Origin of the sequence: Paenibacillus sp. FSL M7-1046, from assembly GCF_038007405.1 — a bacterium.
Classification (GTDB): Bacteria; Bacillota; Bacilli; order Paenibacillales; family Paenibacillaceae; genus Paenibacillus_AQ.
Window position 1 is genome coordinate 6896424 of sequence record NZ_JBBOXB010000001.1, and the last position, 16768, is coordinate 6913191.

General features: G+C 51.7%; 13 protein-coding genes. 7 read left to right on the forward strand and 6 right to left on the reverse strand.

The window, feature by feature from the left end; translation table 11 throughout:
- The first annotated feature begins 108 nt into the window (after nucleotides 1-108).
- Nucleotides 109-726: a nitroreductase family protein gene (locus NYE29_RS30915; protein ID WP_340898875.1), complete on the forward strand. Its 618-nt coding sequence runs from the start codon at nucleotides 109-111 to the stop codon at nucleotides 724-726.
- Between the two features lie 82 nt (nucleotides 727-808).
- Here NYE29_RS30915 and NYE29_RS30920 read toward each other — a convergent pair whose 3' ends face one another.
- Nucleotides 809-2998: an alpha-galactosidase gene (locus NYE29_RS30920; RefSeq protein WP_340898877.1), complete on the reverse strand. Its 2190-nt coding sequence runs from the start codon at nucleotides 2996-2998 to the stop codon at nucleotides 809-811.
- 168 nt (nucleotides 2999-3166) lie between these two features.
- Nucleotides 3167-3790, reverse strand: coding sequence for a hypothetical protein (locus tag NYE29_RS30925; RefSeq protein ID WP_340898879.1), 624 nt, complete (start codon nucleotides 3788-3790; stop codon nucleotides 3167-3169).
- 875 nt (nucleotides 3791-4665) lie between these two features.
- Between NYE29_RS30925 and NYE29_RS30930 the strand changes: the two genes are divergently transcribed.
- Complete coding sequence (locus NYE29_RS30930) at nucleotides 4666-4962, forward strand: transposase (RefSeq protein WP_340893796.1); 297 nt, start codon at nucleotides 4666-4668, stop codon at nucleotides 4960-4962.
- 11 nt (nucleotides 4963-4973) lie between these two features.
- Nucleotides 4974-5831 carry an IS3 family transposase gene (locus NYE29_RS30935; protein WP_340899570.1) on the forward strand — a complete coding sequence of 286 codons (858 nt, stop codon included), beginning with the start codon at nucleotides 4974-4976 and terminating at the stop codon, nucleotides 5829-5831.
- A 129-nt stretch (nucleotides 5832-5960) separates the two neighbouring features.
- Here the strand turns inward: NYE29_RS30935 and NYE29_RS30940 are convergent, their stop codons facing one another.
- Both NYE29_RS30940 and NYE29_RS30945 read right to left on the reverse strand, forming a co-directional pair.
- Nucleotides 5961-6671, reverse strand: coding sequence for an SAM-dependent methyltransferase (locus NYE29_RS30940; protein WP_340898881.1), 711 nt, complete (start codon nucleotides 6669-6671; stop codon nucleotides 5961-5963).
- Between the two features lie 72 nt (nucleotides 6672-6743).
- Nucleotides 6744-7628 carry a LysR family transcriptional regulator gene (locus NYE29_RS30945; RefSeq protein ID WP_340898883.1) on the reverse strand — a complete coding sequence of 295 codons (885 nt, stop codon included), beginning with the start codon at nucleotides 7626-7628 and terminating at the stop codon, nucleotides 6744-6746.
- 127 nt (nucleotides 7629-7755) lie between these two features.
- Between NYE29_RS30945 and NYE29_RS30950 the strand changes: the two genes are divergently transcribed.
- On the forward strand, nucleotides 7756-8496 hold the full coding sequence (locus NYE29_RS30950) for an SDR family NAD(P)-dependent oxidoreductase (RefSeq protein ID WP_340898884.1): 741 nt from the start codon (nucleotides 7756-7758) through the stop codon (nucleotides 8494-8496).
- Nucleotides 8497-8648: 152 nt separating this feature from the next.
- Here NYE29_RS30950 and NYE29_RS30955 read toward each other — a convergent pair whose 3' ends face one another.
- Together NYE29_RS30955 and NYE29_RS30960 are read right to left on the reverse strand one after the other, a co-directional pair.
- Nucleotides 8649-11720 (reverse strand): X2-like carbohydrate binding domain-containing protein, encoded by a 3072-nt coding sequence (locus tag NYE29_RS30955; RefSeq protein ID WP_445322229.1) that lies wholly within the window; start codon nucleotides 11718-11720, stop codon nucleotides 8649-8651.
- A gap of 213 nt (nucleotides 11721-11933) precedes the next feature.
- Nucleotides 11934-13064, reverse strand: coding sequence for a purple acid phosphatase family protein (locus tag NYE29_RS30960; RefSeq protein ID WP_340898885.1), 1131 nt, complete (start codon nucleotides 13062-13064; stop codon nucleotides 11934-11936).
- On the opposite strand from NYE29_RS30960, the gene NYE29_RS30965 reads away from it, so the two are divergent.
- From NYE29_RS30965 to NYE29_RS30975, 3 genes are all read left to right on the forward strand, one after another.
- The gene (locus NYE29_RS30965) at nucleotides 13048-13734 is read left to right on the forward strand and encodes a polyphosphate polymerase domain-containing protein (RefSeq protein ID WP_340898886.1); all 687 of its coding nucleotides are present in this window, start codon (nucleotides 13048-13050) and stop codon (nucleotides 13732-13734) included. The genes NYE29_RS30960 and NYE29_RS30965 overlap by 17 nt on opposite strands.
- A 95-nt stretch (nucleotides 13735-13829) precedes the next feature.
- On the forward strand, nucleotides 13830-14489 hold the full coding sequence (locus NYE29_RS30970; protein WP_052092536.1) for a DUF4956 domain-containing protein: 660 nt from the start codon (nucleotides 13830-13832) through the stop codon (nucleotides 14487-14489).
- A 54-nt stretch (nucleotides 14490-14543) separates the two neighbouring features.
- The gene (locus NYE29_RS30975) at nucleotides 14544-16466 is read left to right on the forward strand and encodes a CotH kinase family protein (protein ID WP_340898887.1); all 1923 of its coding nucleotides are present in this window, start codon (nucleotides 14544-14546) and stop codon (nucleotides 16464-16466) included.
- Nucleotides 16467-16768 lie beyond the last annotated feature (302 nt).

Below are 16768 nucleotides of genomic sequence, written 5' to 3' on the forward strand. Positions count from 1 at the left end.
CCAATTGCCGTGCTATCTTAAGTAAGTAACCATTAGTAAGTTAGTTTATTTACATAAGTTATTGATATTTATTAACTATTAATTTATAACCATTTGGAGGTATTTATCATGAGTACTTTTACAGACTTGGTACAATCCCGCAGATCAGCTATGAATTTCGTGGAAGGGATCAAGATCCCGCAAAACGAGCTGGAGGACATGTTCTCTCTCACCCGGCTCGCCCCTTCAAGCTCCAATTTGCAGCATACACATTACAAGGTGATCAGCGATCCGGCACTGAAGGAGGAAATACGCCGAGGTGCTTATGACCAATATAAAATCCATACGGCTTCCGCCGTTATTATTGTGCTCGGAGATAAGCTTGCCTATCAGCAGGCACCCGAAATTTACAGCGGACTGAAATTGCTTGGCGCCATGAGCCAGGAGGAATATGACAACACCATTCAATCCATCAACGATGCCTATGAAGGAAATGATGCTTTCCAGCGTGATGAAGCCATTCGCAACGCCTCCCTGTCCGCCATGCAGTTCATGCTGATTGCCAAGGATAAAGGCTGGGATACCTGCCCGATGATCGGCTTTGATCCCGATGCCATCAAGGCCACCCTAAATATCCCTGACCATCTTGTGCCGGCTCTGATGATTACCATCGGCAAAGACTACAAACGCAAGATCAGACCGCGCGGCTACCGCAAGCCGGTAAATGAGTTTGTTGAATTCTTCTGAGATGGACCCTTGCAACCTGCAAAAAGGCCTTGCCGCAGTATCGCGGCAAGGCCTTTTTGTGATAATAATAACCAGTTAAATCCTAGACTCTGCGGAAACGCCAGAGCACGCTCTGGAAATCACCGTGCAGATTCGGCAGTGGCAGCCCCGCATACATAAGATGATCTCCTCCGTACACGCCTCCGCCTTCCAGCCACTCATAATCCGCTTCGGGATCCAGTCCTTTCAGGCGCAGATAATACAGCGAATCATTAGGCTCAGCCAGTGTCCGGGCATATACGACGACAGCCTCGGATTTATCTTCAGCCGCAATCAGCCATGCGGTCTCGTTGCCTTCAAACGGGCTGAGCAGTCTGTACTGCTCCCCGAACTGCACCAGCGGCCGCAGCTCCTTGTAGAGCGCTACCTGTGCTTTTACCGTTTCCTTCTCTTCTTCCGTAAACCTTGTCAGATCCAGCTCATAGCCGAAATTGCCTGACATCGCGACATGTCCGCGCAGTTCAAGAGAAGTATTGCGGTGTACCTGATGGTTCGGCACGGCCGAGACATGGCTGCCCATGGAGCTGAGCGGATAGACGATGCTTGTTCCGTACTGGATTTTGAGTCTGCTGATCGCATCGGTATTATCGCTTGTCCAGGTCTGCGGCATATAATAGAGCATTCCCGGATCGAAGCGCCCTCCCCCGCCGGAGCAGCTCTCAAACAGGACATCCGGAAACTCCGAGGTAATCCGTTCAAGCACTCCATAAAGACCGAGCATATAACGGTGCGCCGTTTCACGCTGTCTTTCCGGCGGCAGCAGCGCGGAGCCAATTTCGGTCATATTGCGGTTCATATCCCATTTCACATAGGAGATTGGCGCGCTGCGCAGCACATCGGCTATCCTGTCGCCGATCGCCTGGCAGACATCCTCACGGGAGAAATCGAGCACAAGCTGCATCCGTCCTTCTGTTCTGCGGCGGTCCGGCACATGCAGGCACCAATCGGGATGCCGGGTGTACAGTTCGCTGTCCGGAGAAATCATCTCCGGTTCGAACCAGAGGCCAAATTGCAGGCCCAGCCCGTTTACACGCTTGGCCAGATCATCCAATCCCTCCGGCAGCTTATTCGCGTCCACGAACCAGTCCCCCAGCGAGCTGCGGTCATCATTGCGGTGACCGAACCAGCCGTCATCCAGCACAAACAGCTCCAGTCCAAGCTCGCTGCCGGCACGGGCGATATCTTCAATCTTGTCAGCGGTGAAATTGAAATAAGTCGCTTCCCAGTTATTGACGAGTACTGGCCGGGTACGGTCGCGGTGGGTGCCGCGGCTCAGCCGGGTACGGTACAGCTTATGATAGGTCCGTGACATCGAACCGATGCCATCCGCCGAGAAGACCAGTACGGCTTCGGGAGTCTGGAACGCCTGTCCCTGCTCCAGCAGCCAGTTGAAGTCGAAAGGATTAACCCCGATGGATAAGCGGGTTGTCTTGTACGGCTCAACCTCAGCCTGTGCGCTAAATCCGCCGCTGTAAACCAGGCTGACGCCATATACCTCGCCATGGTCTTCATCCGCACCTTTGGACAGCAGGGCGATAAATGGATTCTGCGCATGGCTGCTCGCTCCCCGGCGGCTCTCGATACCCTGCATGCCGGAAGCAAGCGCTCTGCGTTCCACATATCGCTCCCTCGCCCAGGACCCGGACAAATGAAGCATATCGTAATTCGAGTCACGGAAATCCACGCTCATGCTGAGTCCACGCAGCAGCCTCAGCGACTGGCTGCCTTCATTGACAAACCGCACAGAACGGGTAATGGCATTCAATTCATTAAATACGGTATAGCTGAGGATAATCCGCAGCCCGGCCACAGGATCGAGCAGCTCGATCTCCAGTGTATCGGCTTCCTCTTCATGCTCTGTATATGTAGCTGGCAGCCCCTCAAGAGCAGGCTTTCCCCGGTAAATGCGGTGTTTGTCATACAGCGCCTCGGAGGCCGTAGTTCCGTTCTCAGCCTGGATCTGGTAGGCTGGATGACGAAAATCACCCACACCATATACCGGGTACTCCTGTGCTATCGTGTCGTAAGAGATAGACATGTCCTCAGGATATGGGGCTGGCGAGAAGGAGCAGCGTTCAGCCCGCTGTAGGATGGAGGACAGACCGGTTGAACGGATTTTTCTGCCCCAATATACATGTGCCGGAACTCCGGTAGGCAGCAACTGAATCACGTAGCTGGTTGCCTTGCTCTGAAGATGAAAGATGCGTTCGTCGGAAAAATATTGAATTGCCATTGGAACCTCCTGAAAGTTTGTGAGCATCTGCTTCCTTGACTAGCATCGTACAAACTCGCTTGGGAAGCATCAGCTTAGTTTTGTAGAGCAGCATCTTACTTAATAGGCTTCGTACAACATCACTCTATTATATAGTGAAATCGCTTTAATTTCACCTCTGGTTAACTTTCATTTCGCATAATGGAGAATGGCCGCAGCCGCCCGCTCCCGCCGTTCGGCATCTTCACTGTGCAGCGCAGCCGTGAGAACAGACAGTGCTTCAGCAATTATCTCTTCATCAACTTTTACTGTGTGTTTCGTTTGCTCACTGCTTCCAAGACCCGCATCCGCAAGCCACAGGTCCAGCCTTTCAGGCGGCAGTGTTCCTATATACTGCGAGACTGGCAGAGCATTTGCCAGCAGTTCACCTATCATGGGATTCAGCTCTGCACTATACAAGCTCTTCAGCCAGGTTACACCTCTCCGGTGACAACGGCCATCTTCGGGATGGTCACAGGCTTCCTCATAGAAATAATCGCCCAGATCACCAAGGTAGGCCCACTCCCCGTCTGAGATCAATACATAATCTCCGTCCTGCATTGTATGTACAAAGATGTCCAGGCTGTCCAGCGCCTTTTCCAGTTCCGGCCCGTAGTAGGCAGAGGTCTGATGCAGCCGTCTGGCGATTTCTTCGCGGCTTGCCTGTTCCAAATCACCGATGCCGGGATATCCGGCGCAAACATAATTGTCCTGCACAAACTCCGTCACCCGCTCAATCCCAAACGGCGCCGTCTTCATCTGAAACAGCTTCATATATGCTCTACTCCTTCCATTCTTCCTAACTCCTACGCCATAAGTGAATTATACATTAAGAGCAGCAGCAATTATCCATGGAATATTAGTTAAAAAACTAAGAATAAGCAAGGATAATAGCGCTTACAAGAGGGTTATATGTATAATGGTTCCAGATTCAAATGATACGGCTTTTTACTGCTTATGGGGATCAGGCTATAATATAGACATCAACTCAAGGAACCATACACTGCTAGAAGGAACGCTAATGCGGGCAGGTAAAATCTCTCCGTGAGCAATCTTTTGCAGCTGTAATCCCTGAGCTTGAGACTATATCTTTGATCCTGGCATTAAAGCTTTCAATTTATCCCGGAACGAAATGGTATGAGCTTCTTAAAGCTCAAACGTTGATCATCAATCCAATCGTTACCTGAGGATGATTAGAGAAGATTTAACGGTCAGGATAGGCAAATACACTGCCGCCTCGGACGATTTCTACCCGGCTGAGAACAAAGGATAGGATAAGGAGTCTGAGAAGAACATGGGTATAGTGCTTACAACATAAACCTCTATTGTTGATGAACAATCAATGATAGGGGTTTATGTGTGTTATGCGGGAGCACCCTTACTTCATTTTGATGCCTACCCTCATTAACGGGAAATGCTGCCGCTAATATAGTCCTTATTCCAAGAAATGAACAACTAACGGGAATCCTGCCCTCTAATTTTATGATACAAGGGAACATTGGGGTTTATCTCCATGTTAGCGGTAACAATTCCTTATATTATGACAAAAAGGGGTTACAACTAAAATTAGCGGGTACTTTGCTGTTAGAGTTAAAAGTGGACACTCGTTAAGAGAACAGGAATAATGAGATTAACGAGGAGGTGTCCACATGAGTGGAACACGAAAAAGCTACAATGATGAATTTAAAAAACAGACGGTAAAGTACATCCAGGAGCAGACTAAGACGGTGGCGGAACTGGCCCAGGAGCTGGATATCCCCGCTAAAACCCTGCATCAATGGCTGGGCAAGTTCCGGCAGTTCCCAGACGAGCCCGTGGCCAGCGCCGAAAGGGTACGAGAACTGGAGCGACAGTTGCGGGAAAAAGAACAGCAACTAGCCGATATGGCGGAGGAAATGGCCATCGTAAAAAAAGCAGTGCACATCTTCAGCAATCCAAAGAACTGAGATTTCAGTTCATCGAAGATCATCGCTCCCGGTTTCGTGTGGAGAAGATGTGCAGTGTCCTTGAGGTATCGCGGAGCGGCTATTACAAATGGAGAACGGCAAAACCAAGCCCACAAGCGACCCGAAAGGCGTTGCTTCTCCAGCGAATTACCTATCATTTTAACGATACAGGAGGCTGCTACGGCAGTCCTAAAATCACGATTCTTCTCCAGCGCGAAGGCCACAAGATCAGTGAGCGTACCGTAGGGAAATACATGAGAGAGCTGGGCTTGCGCTCCTGTGTAGCAAAGAAATTCCGCGTAAACACGACCGACTCCAACCACACCTTACCGGTTGCACCTAATCTGCTAAACCAACAATTCTCCACCGAAAAACCAAATCAAACTTGGGTCGCGGATATCACTTACATTCCCTGCCGGGAAGGACGGATGTACCTCGCCAGCGTGCTTGACCTATGCACCCGGGAAATCGTAGGCTGGCGGCTGGACGACCGGATGACCACAGATCTGGTAATGAGCGCTCTAGAAGACGCCTACAAGGCCAAACGCCCAAAGAAAGGTCTCATTCACCATTCGGATCGAGGCTCACAGTATGCCTCAGCCGACTACCGTAAACGTTTGGTGAAATACCGCATGAAGGCCAGCATGAGCCGCAAAGGCAACTGCTACGACAATGCTTGCATTGAATCTTTTCACAGCCTATTGAAAAAAGAGTTTGTGTACTGTACCCGATTCAAAACGAAGAAACAAGCCTATGATGGCATCTACCAGTACATTGAATTTTTTTATAACCGCAAGCGAATCCATGGTGCTCTGGGCTACGTATCGCCGGTTCAGTTTGCAGCTAGATTCAAACAAAAAGCAGCCTAATTTCATTTTTTAATGTCCACTTTCTTGACGGAGGTCCACTTTTACCGCAATAGCGCTCAACTGATGTGAAATGAAATTTTGCCTCACAGCAATGCGGGCGGTTCCATGGGTTGCTTTTCAAGTTGCGTTCTATGCAGACTGCATTCCTCTGCTCCTCGTCATCCGCAGCATGCTGTTAGCGCCTTTTTGAAATTCATAGGAGACTTTAAGCTCTTCTGTATTCCAGCCCTGAGTGTGAATATATTCTATTAAACGGTCCATTTCTTCATATCTGCGGCCGGATAGATCGATAAGCGGGAAGATGCGGATTTCTTCACTTGTCACTCGCATCAGCTCCTGCAGGCTCTGGAGATGAAAATCATAGTCCAGACGGTCACTATACATGAACAGAAGATGCGCGGATAATGTAAGCTCAAAACTTAGATCGGCAAAAGGCAGCTGCGGGAGCACCGCCGAAATATAACGCTCCTCATTCTGTTGTCTGTCCAAAGTGCTGGCTGTTAACGCTTCGGTTCTTGCCTGCTTCAGCTCTTCGATGGATTTAAACTCATTCCACAGGAAATTCTGCTGCACCTTCCCAAGCTGCAGCATAGCGTGCTGAATATCCTTGATTCCCTTCTCCATCAGGACTTCCGCAGAATGGAAGTAGGCAATATCAGCGGCGACGGCTTCAGCGCCGAGCTGATTCGCCGCAGCCGTGAAAGAGCAAACACCCGCAGGACAATCGAGTATTTTCCGCCCGGCCAGCTCCTCACGCTGCAAATTGAACATCCGCAAATATTCCTCAAAGGTCCGCCCAATCACAACAATCCGCTGCAAATCCAGTTTCGCTCCACTCATCTGATCTCATCTCACCTTTCCTCTTCTCTTCTCGTCTCGTTTCATCTTGTCTCGTCTTGTCTTGTTGCAAAGTTAGCGTAACGACAGCTCCCGCTTCAGAAATTGATACAGTCTCAAGCTGGCCGACCGGAGCGGATAATCAGCCACTCTGCAGGCGATTCCGCAGGCCATGTCTACAGTTCCTCCTGCCAGCTGCCGCACTGCCGTTCCCGCCGGTACGGGCGCAAGCGTAGACTCAGGGACAAACGCAAGACCTAAACCAGCCTCTACGTAGAATTTCAGCGCTGTCATACTGCCGACTTCCATGGTATTCAGCGGCGGTCCGGCGAATTCCTGCAGTACGCTCTCCAATTTTTTGCGGTAGGGGCAATTGACGGCCGTAATCAGCAGCCGATGTCTGCGAAGATGATCTGGAGTCACCTCCGGCAGGTCAGCGAGCGGATGGTCCTCCGGCATTAACAGCACGAATTTCTCCGTGAACAGAGGCTCAAAGTGCAGCTCCTTTCCCAGCTCCGGTGCTGAACACAGCACCATGTCGAGTTCCCCGCGGAGCAGCCGCTCAGTAAGCGCCGGTGTTCCGGCGATATCTACCGAGATTTCAATCTTGGGGTAAAGGCTCATGAATTGCTGCAAAAGACGAGGCAGCCGATAGCTGGCAGTCGGATCGGTTGCACCCAGACGGACACTCCCCGCCTCGCCAGATTTCATTTCCGCGAGACTGCTCTGCAACCGTTCCATGTCCTTCACAATGAGCAGGCTCTGTTCATGGAATAGCCGCCCGGCTTCCGTTAAGCTAATCCCCTTGCCGCGCTCGAGCAACTGTACCCCCAGCTGTGATTCCAGCTTTTGTATTTGCATTGTAATCGTCGACTGGGCATAATTCAGCTCCTCCGCCGCACGGTTAAAGCTTCCTGTGCTTACGATCGTCTGGAAGGTAATCAGCGCCTTGAAATCCATTTTCATTCCCCCATCACGATTCAATAATAATGAATCATCACTTCAATTAGTTCAATTATACAAAACCAAGTATGCTCTATAAAATAGTCTGTATCAACCCAAAAAGATATTCTAGGAGTGGATGCAGATGGAGCTTACAAACAAAGTGGCGCTCGTAACTGGCGGGGGTACCGGCATAGGCAGAGCCACAAGCCTCGAGCTGGCACGGCTCGGGGCTGTTGTTGCTGTTAATTATTCCCGTTCGGAACAGGAAGCGCTAGAAACCGTTCAACAGATCATTGATCAAGGCGGACAGGCCATCGCGGTACAGGCCGATGTTTCCCGGGACGTTGAAGTCCGGGCGATGGTTGAACAAATCGCGGCAACATTCGGCCGTGTGGATGTGCTCATCAATAATGCCAGCATTACAAAGCACATCCCTCTGGATGACCTCGATGCAGCTACGGAAGAAGTCTGGGATCAATTATTGGATGTCAACGTCAAAGGAATGTTCTTTTGCGCCCGGGCAGTGGCTCCTTATATGAAGCAAAGCAAGCATGGAGCCATTGTCAACCTCGGCAGCATTGCCGGAAATACCGGCTCCGGCTCCTCTCTTCCTTATGCGGTGTCCAAAGCCGCTGTACATGGACTTACCAAGTCACTGGCCCGCGCGCTTTCACCGGAGATCCGGGTCAATGCTGTGGCTCCGGGAGCCGTCGCGACGAGATGGTGGACCGACCGGGAAGCGCAGATGCTGCGCCTGGCTCCCAATCTTCTACTGCAGCAGATCGCCACAGCGGAAGATATCGCCAGGTTCATTTGCTCGGTTGTTGTGCAGGAGGCCTTAACCGGACAGATCATTACCGTTGACAGCGGACAGACTTTATAGCAGCAGGCACAGCAAAAAAACGCCCAACAGCCTCATCTTCCCAATTCACAAAGGAAGAAGAGGCTGTTGGTTCAAGAAAATTCATGGCTTCTTGCAGCTCATTGTATAATGGATAATCCCGTTATGCCGATCCGGGTTGCGGCCGGATCAGGTCAGGAAGGTTCATTCCCCCATACCAGGCTGCCGGAGAGATAGGCCGGAACGCCAGCCCAATCCGCATAACCCGTACCTGACGCGTTAAAGGAATAATCTCCGGTCTGGGTATAATTGCTCCAATCCGCCTTGGATGCCCGCATCTGGATATCCAGGCCCTCCCCTGCTGCCAGGGAACCCGCTGCGCTTGTGAAACCCAGCTCCAAATAATAATCCGCCCCGGTTATGGCTGCCGGGAGTTTCACAAAGGTGCCGGTAACATTCGCACTGCCGGCCTGTGACCAATCGCAGAAGAAGCTTTGCGGCTGCTCGCCGTCAATCGTGTAATAATATCTGATCTTCACATCCGCCAGCGAAACGGCGCTGGTGCCCGTATTCAGCAGTTTGATCCGCGGATTCAAGACATTCGCCGAAGCCGCTGTGCTGCCATTATACATTTGGACCTTAAGACCACCGGTCACAACCACAGAAGTATCCACTACGGCAACCACCAGCGACTGGGCGGCCCCGGCGCTGAAATTGAAGCTCAGCGTTGTTGTGCCCACCGGTTGTGCTGTCAGATAACCTTTCTTGATCGTGACTGCTGTGCCGCTAACGGTATAATCCGTTCCGGCAGTCAACGTTGCCGTTCCGTTCTTGATCGTGCTTAACGTGTTCCCGTTCAGCGTCAGCGTTACGGCCACATCCGCCTGATTCGCCGTCTTCTTGTCGAAGCCGGCCGTGACCGGCGTAATGGTGGATCCGGCAGCCGGAGGATTCACCGGATCAGCATACAGTGTGCCCCGGCCGTTTGTTCCGAGATATACCCGGCCGTATATCCGCGGATCACCGGTTATGGCCATGTTGATTTTCGCATACTGGTGGGCATCATCATTGATCCGGACCCAAGATGCGCCAACATCATCGGAGCGGAAGACCCCTCTGACGCCATCGATTTGAGCAACCGTATATAGTGACATATAGTTCTGGCCCGGTGCGGCCTTACCATAACCGATCAGATCCGCTTCCTCGACATTAGACAGCTTGGTGAAGCTGGTTCCCGAATTCACAGAATGCCATAAACCGTATTTGTTCTCGACTGTATTGCCTCCGGCCAGCCAGATATCGCCTTCAATGCCCGGCACTGCCTTCAAGCTGATCTGCGCCTGGTTCGGCTGCAGGCCGTCTACATTATTAGTCGGGAAACCCGCTGCCGGCGTAGTGGTAAAGGTAGCTCCGCCGTCCACACTGACATAGAATATTCCTGCATAGAACGCATAGAACTTGTTCGCGTTTACGCGGTCGGAAGCGATTTTGGCTCCGGCCGGTACCCCGCTGCTTGCCGTCCAGGAGTTGCCCGACGATTTGGTGTAGTAGACACCGATATCGGAGGTACTCCACAGGATGGCATTGCCGCTGGCAGATACGGCGACCTGGCCTTGTCCTGCCGTTGTTTTGGTTCCATTCGACGGTTCGGCATTCGGCATATACCAATTAGAGCCGCCGTCATTCGAAATCCCAAGCGATTTCATGCTCGGTGTCTTTTCCTTATCGGCTCCGCCAACACGCACAACGAACGCCGGACTGAGCTCCGCATAATCAATACTTGTCGTTGTCGCCCAGGAAGGGCTCGTTTGGAACTTGACCGGCGCCTGGGTCACATCTTCATACCGGAAGCCCGAGACATCTCCAAGCGCCGTGATCAGATGCGCACTTCCCGACGGCGGGCTGATCAGTCCGAGCACAGCAGTCTCCTCTACGCCCTTGGCCATGACCGAAATATTGACCTTACCGCCTGTATCCCAAGCAGTCAGGTTATTCGAGCCGTAGATTGTAGCTCCTGTTCCGTACATCATCCGGTTGGAGTTGAACGGGTCAATCTCCAGGTCTCCCATCATCCAGCCCAGCTTTGGTGAAGGATCAAGTGAAGTGGAGGTGGTTCCATGATCCAGCCAAGGTGCTGCGGTAATGTTCATTGCGAATTTATAGGTCCGTTCCGGATAGTTGCCCCAATCCCAGATCCGGCTCCAAGTCGCTCCGCCGTTCGTACTGCGGAAAATAACCTCATCCGGCCACCAGGCATTCAGACTGGAGACCATCAGCGTATTCGGATTCTGGGCATCGACAGCAAGTCCTCCGAAGCCGTACCAATTATCCGTTCCGGTCGTCGGGCTGATATTCGTCCAGGAACCGCTGGTTTTATTAAATTTCCAGACTTCACCTTTGCTGCCGTCATAGGGCCCTACGCCATTACTGTACGTAATGTACAGATCCCCGGTTGAGGAAAGCACGCCATGATGCGGCAGAAAACCAGTGGGCTGTCCGGGAAGCGCGGACCAGGTAACGCCGCCGTCGGTGCTGCGGTACACGCTGCTTGCCGTATCCGCTACGCCGACATAAATCGTTCCCGTAGCACTGCCGGGTGTGCCTGTGCTTTTGTCAAAAGTAATCCAGGATAATCCGACGAGGTCATTGCCATAATCGAGCGTCGGGTTCTGAATATAAGTGCCTACGTTAGGAAAAGAGCTTACTTTGGACCAGGTTACTCCCGAGTCCGTACTTTTCCACAACCCGTTGCCGCTGCGTGCCCCGAAGAACAGAATGCTGTTCTTATTGGGGTCGATAACCAGACGCTCACCGGCTGAACGGCCGGGCATATTGCCCCCAACCTTGAACGGCAGCGCAGTCGTCTGCCACGTATTGCCCCGGTCGCTGGAACGCATAATCTGCCCGTTGTCATCCCAATGGTTCGTGTAGGTGCCGGTTGCCATGTATACTTTGTCCGGATCGACAGGGTCTGTAGCCAGCGCATCCACCCCGTTCTTGTTCCAGTCGACCCAGCCCACGGCATCACTGATGGAAATCCAGCTGCCAGTGGTCTGATTCCAGCGGTAGGCGCCCCCGATGTCGGTACGCGCATAGATCAGATTCGGTTCAGTTTGGTTAAAAATAATGCCCGGTACAAACCCTCCGCCCGCACCGGTGACGACACTTTTCCAGTTGTAAGCTTCACTTCCAGCAGCATGGGCAGCCGCCGGAAAGGCGGTAAACAAAGAGCTAGACATCGCGGCCAGCAGGACAATTAATCCCATTCTTCGGATACGGTTACGAATCACGAACCACGCCTCCTATGATTGCTTTACTTTGTTAACGCTTTCATTATAGAGTGTAAGCAGGATTCATAGTGAGGGAAAATGGTTCAAACTTGGAGAATTCCGTCTTCTGTTATCGTACCATTTTCACACTAATTATTACATTTATAGTAAAAAACTCTCCTGAAGGAATGTCAGAAGAGTCTTACTATCTTAGTGCTCCAGCAGAAACTCGTCGAGTTTGTTTCCGTCCACATCATAGGCCTGAAAGGTCAATGTATTTCCGCTGACCGTAATTCCGGCGTACATCTGCTTATTGTTCTGGAAATGAACCTGATGATAGTACTGATCCTCTTTCTTCTCGTTGAATTTTGCGCCGGAGGCGTTGGTCACTACGTACACCGTTCCTCCTCCAGTACTGGCAGAATTCCCGCCCTCCGGGACCACTTTTCCGGCAAGCAGCGGATACGATCTGGAATATTCATGATTATGTCCCTGGAGCACCAGATCAACCCCATACTTGTCAAATATCTCTGTCCAGTCCTCCAGCTTCTTATACATGTTCCCGCCATATGCCGGACGGTGCAGCGCTACGATTTTCCACGGTTTATCTGTAAGGGCTAGATCCTTCTTCAGCCACTTGGCCTGGCTTTTCAGGTGGCTCTCCGTATTCAGCACCGTCACATGCACAGGTCCATAATCAAAAGAATATGAGGTTCCGGCAATGGCTTCCGGGTCCCCGTTATCCGGAAGGTTGAAATGCGAAGTAAAGCTTGCTGCCTTCCCGTCGACCTCATCATGGTTGCCGGTGACAGGCATCAGCGGAATGCCCGGCACCCACCCCTGCACATTGCCGAAAAAGTCATACCATGCACCTGAATCCTCCGGCTCTTCCGTCAAATCCCCGTTATGTACGATAAACTTTGCCGCCGGGAAGGTCTGGAACGCCTTGTCCAGCGTATTGCCCCATAATTTGAAATCTGCCGCCGTCTCCCCTTGCGAATCGGTTACATTGATAAAGGTTACGCTGTCGCTGTCCGCTTCCGCCGTGGTGAACGTAGCTGCTGTGCTCCATTCGCCTTCTTTCCCGCTGCCTGCCCTGTAGGTGTACAGTGTTCCCGGCTCAAGCCCGGTCACTACAGCTTTATGTACGCCTCTTTTGCCATCATCTGTTTTGATCACGCTGTCTATAGCCTGCACCTTGACAACATTTCCTGCTGTAAATGCGGCGCTTTTTCCTTTCACAACCTCAAGCCGTCCCTCCGCGCCCGGAGCTCCGGTAAACCAGGTGAACGCACGGCTGGTCTCCGCATCTTCCTTAAAGGTAGTGACCAGATTTTTCATTAACTATCATCAATACCTTATTTTGCGGCAGCGGCTGCAGAGCTTGATAGATACCGATCAGAACGCCAATGACAGCGGTGAGTACCATATCCGCAGCCTGTATTTTGATGATATTAACAATTCGGCCCTTTCAGACAAGCTGGGCGGACTTAGAGAACGCGCCAAATACCGGATCCGCATCTATAACGTACAGGACAATGTCATACACTTTGAGAAAAAAATCAAAATGGACGACTACATCGCTAAGATCAAGGAACCGCTGACCCGCGAAATGTATGATCAGATTATGGCCGGCAATTACGAGGTGCTGAACGTTCCGCAAAGTCCTTTGTTTATGGAGCTCTATAACCAGATGCGCCACAATTTGCTGCGTCCCAAAGTAATTGTCGATTATGTCCGCGAACCTTACGTCTGCAATAACGGCAATGTGCGGATCACTTTTGACAAGGAGCTGCGTACGGGACTGCATGAGACCGACATTTTTGATAAAGAGCTTCAGCCGGTCCGGGCGCTTGATGAGAACTTTATTATTTTCGAGGTCAAATTTGATGAATACATACCGGAGTACATCAAAATTGCGCTGCAGCTAAACGGCTTAAACCGGCAATCCGCTTCGAAATACGTCATTTGCCGCAAATTTCTAAAAACCAATACTTGGGAGGATTATTAATGAGCATTTTATCCACACTGGGGGCAGCCACGGCCACGCAGACTATAGCTGCAACCGCAGGGCAAGAAAACGATACGGCCACAACTTTTTCCGATATGATTAAAAATTCGGTCGTAGACAACTTCGTTTCCGATATCAGCATCTCCAAAATCCTGATCACGCTCGGCGTCGCTTTTCTGATCGGATTCTTCATCTACCTGCTCTACAAACGTGTGTTCAGCGGCGTATTATACTCCAAAAGCTTCAACGTGTCCCTGATGGGCATGACTATGATCACCGCAACTGTCATTATCGCCATCAACTCCAACCTTGTGCTCTCGCTCGGTATGGTCGGCGCTTTGTCCATCGTCCGTTTCAGAACGCCGATCAAAGATCCAACGGATCTGATTTTCCTGTTCTGGGCAGCCGTTGCAGGGATCGTTACCGGTGCGGGCTTCTTCACGCTGGCAATTATCGGCTCGATCATTATCGGTCTGATTCTCTTCCTCTTCATTAAACACTCTTCAGTCGAAACTCCGTATCTGCTGGTGCTTAACTGTGAAGGCGATGACAGCGAACGCGAGGTGCACAGCCATCTGAACAAAGCCGTAAAACGTTACAACATCAAGCAAAAAACCGTAACCGCAGGCAATATCGAGCTTACGCTTGAGCTGCGTCTGGACGACAAGGAAGGCGGCTTTGTAAACACCGTCTCCGATATTGCAGGTGTCAAAAACGCCTTGCTGATCAGCTATAGCGGCGACTATGTATCTTAAGTCCCGGCCTTATGGAAGCAACAGAATATTCAATGAGGAAAGGCGGTGCTAAAGATGAAGGCACGCGGTAAGCTGACCCTGCTGATTCTTTGTTGCCTGCTGCTGGTTATCGCTATGGCGGGTTGTCAGATTGCAAATCCTTCTGCGGACAATAACAGTATTACGGATACGCAGGAAAAAGCGGTATCAAGCGAGGAACAAAGTCTGGATACGGAGGTGTTCCCGAAGGACAAGGTTGTTGATGTTAAAATCACACTGGACCCGGATGATTTCCAGGATATGCTGGACAATGCCAGCGCCGAGGAATACAAGACAGCCTCCGTGGAATATAACGGGATCAAAATGGACAATGTGGCCGTGCGCACCAAAGGCAACTTAAGCCTGCGTAGCGTTGTGCAGATGGCGGACTCCGACCGTTACAGCTTCAAGATTTCTTTTGACGAGTATGTGAACCAGAATTTATTCGGCATTACCAAAATCAACCTCAACAACAACTACAGCGATGCCTCCTATATGCGGGAGTTTCTGACCTATGAGCTGGCGGAGAGCATCGGTCTTCCGACACCGAAATACTCCTTCGTCAACGTCTACGTCAATGATGAACTGAAGGGTTTCTATCTCGCGGTGGAACAGATCGGCGACGCCTATCTGGAGCGCAACTTCGGCAATTCCTATGGTGCGTTATATAAAGGCGTAATGACCGGCCAAGGCAGTGATTTGACCTGGCTAGGCGACGATGCTTCACTCTACACGGGACTTGAAATGAAGTCCGAGAAATCAAACGATGACATTGTGGTCGACATGCTGGATGAACTGAACAACGGCACCGACTATGAGAAGTATATTGATATCGACGATGCTTTGGGGTATATTGCGCTGAATGCCGTAACCGGCAATATGGACAGCTACCTTGGAGGAAACAAGCAGAATTATTACCTCTATGAAGATGAGGGAATCTTCTCGATCCTGCCTTGGGATTATAATATGGCTTTTGGCGGGATGGGCGGCTCGGATGTGCTGATTGACGAACCGACCCAAGGCGCTCTTGCCGAACGCCCGCTGGTGGCCAAGCTGCTGGCGAACGAGGATTACAAGACGAAATATCATGAGATGATCCGCGAAATGCTGGATGGTTATCTGCAGAACGATACGTTCAAGGCGCGGATTCAGGAGCTGGACACGATGATCTCCAGCTACGTGAAGGCTGATCCATCCGCCTTCTACACGTTCGAGCAATACGAGAGTGGAATTACCTCCGTGGAGACCTTCATCTCCACCATGGCCAGTTCGGTCTCCCAGCAGCTGGACGGCACCCTTCCTTCCTCCGGTGACGGAACGGGAAGCGGCATGGGCGGTGGTCCAGGCGGCGGCTTTGGCGGCGCAGGCGGGCAGGCGCCAACGGGTGCGAATGGCGCTGGTGCAGCGCCAACGGGGCAAGGCGCCAACGGCGCAGCGGCTTCCGGGCAAGACGCCAACGGCGCAGCGGCTCCCGGGCAAGGCACCAATGGCGCGGCGGCTCCCGGGCAAGGTGCCAACGGCGCAGCGGCTCCGGGCCAAGGTGCCAACGGCGCGGCGACATCCGGGCAAGACGCCAACGGCGCGGTTGCACCGGGGCAAGGCGCCAACGGCGCGGCGGCTCCGGGGCAAGACGCCAACGGCGCAGCGGCGACCGGGCAAGCTCCGGCAGACGGGCAGGCCGCGCAAGGCGGTGCGCCGGGTGCCATGGGCGGACCGGCGATGCCTCAAGGCGGCAACGGCCCTGGCGGTGATATGGCCGGCGGCTTCGGCGGTGGCGGTATGGGCGGCGGCTTTGGTGGTGGTGGCTTTGGCGGCGGCATGGGCGGCGGCGAGTTTGGCGGAGCTGGCGGTGCGCAGCAACAGGGCAGCACAGGCGAAGCCATTACAACCGGTGTGTCCATCGTTGTGCTTCTGCTAGCAGCTGCGTTCATCACCTTCTACAAACGCAAACGTCTATAAACTGTGCAAGCTGAACTTAAGTACTAGGTAATGTAAACCGGCGAATACCATAAAATAAGGTTAGTTGGGTTCACGGGAAAAGATTCTTACGTTCGCTTTGTATTTAACTGTATTTCATACAGCTCTAATCCAAGATATTGCGTCGAACCAAAGAATAATTGCACTGTGTGCACTTAAAATGAGGCTTTTGGAATAAACGGGTATTATTTGATATTTTTAATTGCACAAAATACAATTATTACTTAAACACCCCAAATATGGGCCATTTTTATTGCACAAAATACAGTTATTTCGGCAGGACG

What these genes read in the sequence shown, in the direction of transcription:
- NYE29_RS30970 (WP_052092536.1), top strand. Translation starts at nt 13,830, where the DNA reads ATGATTAAAAATTCGGTCGTAGACAACTTCGTTTCCGATATCAGCATC.
- NYE29_RS30915 (WP_340898875.1), top strand. Translation starts at nt 109, where the DNA reads ATGAGTACTTTTACAGACTTGGTACAATCCCGCAGATCAGCTATGAAT.
- NYE29_RS30960 (WP_340898885.1), bottom strand. Translation starts at nt 13,064, where the DNA reads ATGAAAAATCTGGTCACTACCTTTAAGGAAGATGCGGAGACCAGCCGT.
- NYE29_RS30950 (WP_340898884.1), top strand. Translation starts at nt 7,756, where the DNA reads ATGGAGCTTACAAACAAAGTGGCGCTCGTAACTGGCGGGGGTACCGGC.
- NYE29_RS30945 (WP_340898883.1), bottom strand. Translation starts at nt 7,628, where the DNA reads ATGGATTTCAAGGCGCTGATTACCTTCCAGACGATCGTAAGCACAGGA.
- NYE29_RS30930 (WP_340893796.1), top strand. Translation starts at nt 4,666, where the DNA reads ATGAGTGGAACACGAAAAAGCTACAATGATGAATTTAAAAAACAGACG.
- NYE29_RS30975 (WP_340898887.1), top strand. Translation starts at nt 14,544, where the DNA reads ATGAAGGCACGCGGTAAGCTGACCCTGCTGATTCTTTGTTGCCTGCTG.
- NYE29_RS30925 (WP_340898879.1), bottom strand. Translation starts at nt 3,790, where the DNA reads ATGAAGCTGTTTCAGATGAAGACGGCGCCGTTTGGGATTGAGCGGGTG.
- NYE29_RS30940 (WP_340898881.1), bottom strand. Translation starts at nt 6,671, where the DNA reads ATGAGTGGAGCGAAACTGGATTTGCAGCGGATTGTTGTGATTGGGCGG.
- NYE29_RS30920 (WP_340898877.1), bottom strand. Translation starts at nt 2,998, where the DNA reads ATGGCAATTCAATATTTTTCCGACGAACGCATCTTTCATCTTCAGAGC.
- NYE29_RS30955 (WP_445322229.1), bottom strand. Translation starts at nt 11,720, where the DNA reads ATGGGATTAATTGTCCTGCTGGCCGCGATGTCTAGCTCTTTGTTTACC.